Origin of the sequence: Microcystis sp. M53598_WE2 (assembly GCF_030067735.1) — a bacterium.
In the GTDB taxonomy this organism is placed as follows: domain Bacteria; phylum Cyanobacteriota; class Cyanobacteriia; order Cyanobacteriales; family Microcystaceae; genus Microcystis; species Microcystis aeruginosa.
In genome coordinates this window covers 1-3,794 of record NZ_JASJFE010000607.1, presented here as the reverse complement: position 1 = coordinate 3,794, position 3,794 = coordinate 1, and the positions used below count along the sequence as shown (strand labels likewise).

General features: G+C 42.5%; 5 protein-coding genes. 1 reads left to right on the top strand and 4 read right to left on the bottom strand.

Features of this window, described 5'->3' with window-relative positions; translation table 11 throughout:
* Positions 1–384: 384 nt before the first annotated feature.
* The 4 genes from PX636_RS12270 to PX636_RS12255 all read right to left on the bottom strand — a co-directional run bounded on the left by PX636_RS12270 (position 385) and on the right by PX636_RS12255 (position 3,261).
* On the bottom strand, positions 385–726 hold the full coding sequence (locus PX636_RS12270; RefSeq protein WP_002763032.1) for a DUF565 domain-containing protein: 342 nt from the start codon (positions 724–726) through the stop codon (positions 385–387).
* Positions 727–728: 2 nt separating this feature from the next.
* Positions 729–1,340 (bottom strand): DUF3611 family protein, encoded by a 612-nt coding sequence (locus PX636_RS12265; RefSeq protein ID WP_002800798.1) that lies wholly within the window; start codon positions 1,338–1,340, stop codon positions 729–731.
* A 73-nt stretch (positions 1,341–1,413) separates the two neighbouring features.
* The gene (locus PX636_RS12260; protein WP_002763029.1) at positions 1,414–2,103 is read right to left on the bottom strand and encodes a J domain-containing protein; all 690 of its coding nucleotides are present in this window, start codon (positions 2,101–2,103) and stop codon (positions 1,414–1,416) included.
* A 393-nt stretch (positions 2,104–2,496) separates the two neighbouring features.
* Positions 2,497–3,261 carry a PD-(D/E)XK nuclease family protein gene (locus tag PX636_RS12255; protein ID WP_288117381.1) on the bottom strand — a complete coding sequence of 255 codons (765 nt, stop codon included), beginning with the start codon at positions 3,259–3,261 and terminating at the stop codon, positions 2,497–2,499.
* 147 nt (positions 3,262–3,408) lie between these two features.
* Here PX636_RS12255 and PX636_RS12250 point away from each other — a divergent pair, with 147 nt between their 5' ends.
* Entirely contained in the window at positions 3,409–3,687 is a 279-nt protein-coding gene (locus tag PX636_RS12250; RefSeq protein ID WP_288117383.1) for a DUF4347 domain-containing protein, read from the top strand.
* Positions 3,688–3,794: the final 107 nt, after the last annotated feature.

Genomic DNA, 3,794 nt, shown 5'->3' with positions numbered 1-3,794 from the left:
GGCTCTTCTGGTTTCTGTGTGGAAACGAGGTCTATACTGATAGAATATCCGCAAAATAGTCCTCAAAGTCTTGCCCAGTAAGCATTTCACGATTCCATAAGCAAAAATTATCACACAAAGTCGAGAAGAGCCAAAGTCTTACAGAGCCTATGCTAAAGCTGGGTAATTTTAATGTACTAATGAGAATGAACGTCTGAAATCCTTATTTTCCTGAGAAGCGCCATGGAGTAAGGGTATCGTTGGGCAGCTTAACTAATACACTTGTTCTGTCTAGGCTGGCTACGATCGCTCGCTGCCGGTCGGCACCTAAGGGCAAGGTTTCCACCTTCCCCTACTGGCTCCTGAATCCTCACCCCACCAAGAAACATTTTCAGCAAACCCTATTTAAGAGCCAATTTTAAAGGCTTCTAGAAACAAACTATAGGTGATACCAATTTTGAGTAAATTGAAAGATTCTCGCAGAATCGGTGCGGGTTTAGCCTGAGAACTTTTTCGGTAAACAATCCGGCTAATCGCCTCCGTAAACAGCACTAATAAACCAGCAGCTGTGACATCCCATTGAGCAGTTTGTCCAGCAGTGGTGACAATTGCTTGACCAGAAAAAATTCCAAATAAAACACAAATTATCTGTAGGGAAATCCGTCGCCAAGGATTACCAAAAAAGCTATTAAATCGACTGCTGGTGACATTAGCCAGCGTACTTAAACGGGTGCGTTGCATGGCCATATTTATTTAGAAGTAATACGATTAAGAAGCCACAAAGAAGTAACGATACCAGTAAAGTGAGCGAGAATTGTATTAGTATTAGCCTGCACAATTAACAGATCAACCGAATTAACAAATTGACTGGGGTTAGAGGCAACATTAAAAGTACCTTGGGGAACATTGAGGGATTTAATTAAGACGATTCCCGCTAACGCTTGCGCTCCCAAAATCGTTAAAAACATCCCGATAATATTAGCGATTAAACCCTGACGGATTAACTGAATAGTATCGGATTTTTTCGGGCGACTATCTTGATCACCCCTCAACATTTGACGGGCAATTTTCATGTAACGAGAGGAAAAGAAAATGGCGACCACCAAGAAACCAGCCCCACCAATGGCACATAAAACACCGATTTCAATACCGGAAGTGCGTTGTCTCGTCCCTAATAAACTAGCGGTAGCAATGAGTAATAAAACCCCTGAAATTACGCCCAGGACAATCTGCGTCCAAAAACCGATTCTTCCCTGACGTAAAAGGATATTAGCAGCCCGTTGGACGGCCGGAGGCAAGGAATAAAGATCAGAATCTCTAGGGGTGGATATATTGGTAATTTCTGATTGTTTGTCTCTCATCGGGGTTAAGCTAGGGTTGGGTAAATCTGGTCTTGATCTATTTTCGTCTTTTTTTTTGCCCATGGCTAGAGATTTAATTTTGGCACTGACTGGCTATCTGTTTAGCTTCTACCTGTAAACGCTGGGCCATGCGAAACATTTCTTGACCGGTGTGGAGAGAGCGATCATCGTAGTTAAGGGTAAAGGTTTCTAATTCTTCTAGTCCATCAGTGAGATGATTGAGACAGTAGTAAAGAGAAGCGGCCACTTTGGCCATTTTGGCAGGGTTGGGCCGTTGGCAAAAGAGGGTTTTGGCTCGATCGAGATTTTGGCGACAGGTTTCTAGATAGTCTTGAAAAACAGCCATTAACTGATCATCGAAGGGATCGGCGGATAGGTGATCGATCTGACCTTTGAGAGGCCGGATAATTTGACCGATCAGACGATTAATCGGGCTATAGGTCTGGTTATACCACTGTTTCACCAGGGCCTCGTCTTCCTGGACTGCCTCTTTGTAACGATGGTAATTTGCTTGGGCAGTGGCAGTGCGTTGGCCGCGTTTTTCGGGAAAATTGGCGATTAGTTGGTTATCATAGTCCTTTCTTAGCCTCGGATCGCTTAAAATCTCGTAGGCGGCGTTAATAGCGACGATTTTATCGTGACTGGCACTATCGTTTTGACTATCGGGATGGAATTGTCTGGCTAAACGCCGATAGGCCCGTTTAATCTCGTCAGGGGTCGATTTATGGCTGATTTCTAAGGTTTGGTAGTGGTTGCCGGTCATGAGCGCAAGCGATCGATCTGTCTTTTGTTATTATCGACCATGGTTAACGCGGCGGAGAAGGAGAATTGTCAGTTATCAGTGATCAGTTATCAGTGATCAGTTATCAGTAAACAGTAAACAGGGATAAAGATGAAGATAAATATAGCAGTTTTCATCAGAATGAGGTATGGGCAAGGATATTAAACCCTTTGTTGGCAAAACTTGTCGATACCTCAGTAACGTGAAAAGTGCTATAACTAACTAACTAACTAACTTAAAACTTAAGTAGGTAGGCGTTAAAAATTATCAGATACCCCCCTTATCAAGGGGGGATTAAAGGCAAAATCCATTTTTAATTTAATTATAACCAGCTACTTAGATCCGATCACTGATCACTGATAACTGATAACTGATTTAGACAAAAGGATTGATTTCAGGGATATCCTCGATCGAGGGTAAGTCTATTGGGTCCGATCGCTCTTGTCTAAGATAATAGGGACAATGAAGCTGACAATCGGGACGATGGGGAAAATCAACTAAATCATTTTCGTATGCCGATAGATAGCGATCGAGATCCTTCAATAAACGGCGTAAATCCCGCCCTGTCTGTTGGTGTAGTTTCCGATTATAGTTAAAAGTAATTTGTTCGGGGCTGCGGGGTAACTGCACAAACCAATAGGTCATCGATAAACTATCAAGAGGATAAGCAGAAGTTTCTGCCAACACATACAGATAAAGTCTCGTCTGCCAATTTTTGGCTAGTTTGTCAGCATCGATAGGTTTTAAGTAGGTTTTCCAGTCAAAAATTACCGCTTGATCGCTCTCTAATAAAATTAAATCATAGATAACCGTTAATAAATAATTACCCACAGTTAAACTGCGACAATGTTCCGCTTCTCGATTGGTTTCTCCCGGATTTTGGGCAATTGCCGGGGCAGCCTTTAATAGGGCCGTTAAACAATGTTCTAACTGTTCATTTTCCCGTAATAAAGATGCGATCGGCAGTCCTAATTCCCGCTGCTGTAATAATAGGTGAAACTGACTGCCCCATTCTTGCCGCTGCAATTGTTCAGGGTCAGCCGGTGTGTTAAGTTCCTCTAGATAGACTTTTTGAAATCTGGGTGGACAGGTTTCCAATAGGTTTAAATGACCTTGGGCAAGACGGTAGATCTTAGGCATAATAGGGTTATCGTGAATATTATCGAGAAAACGGGTTTCTCGAAGAAACCCGTTTTCTGTATAAATGTTAATTGATGTTACAGGGGTCTTGAAAAATTGGCGATTGTTTGCACAAAATAGTCGCAGTCATCCCTTGAGGTTAATATCATCACTTCTTCTCTTTTGCCGAGCCTTCCTGCTGTTGACGATGTTTTGTTCAATTTTGCTCAATCTGATGGCTTGAGTCAAGCTAATCAGGTGGATAGTGTGAGAAATCAGGGTTTAACCGCACCCGAATTAAATACTGTAGTTTTCCTCGATGCTGGTGTTACCGATTATCAAAGTCTCCAAGCTGGGGTAATTCCAGAAGTCGCCACGGTTATTCTCACTCCCAATCAAGACGGAATCGAACAAATATCCGCTTTTTTACCACTGTTGAAACCTTAGATTTGTCGGAGTTGCAGACATCTGGGGTTTTTCAGCCGGATATCCTCAACACCTATCCCGGAGTATTTGCACCCACATTAGTAGGAGTATGGGATTATTTAAGCTAT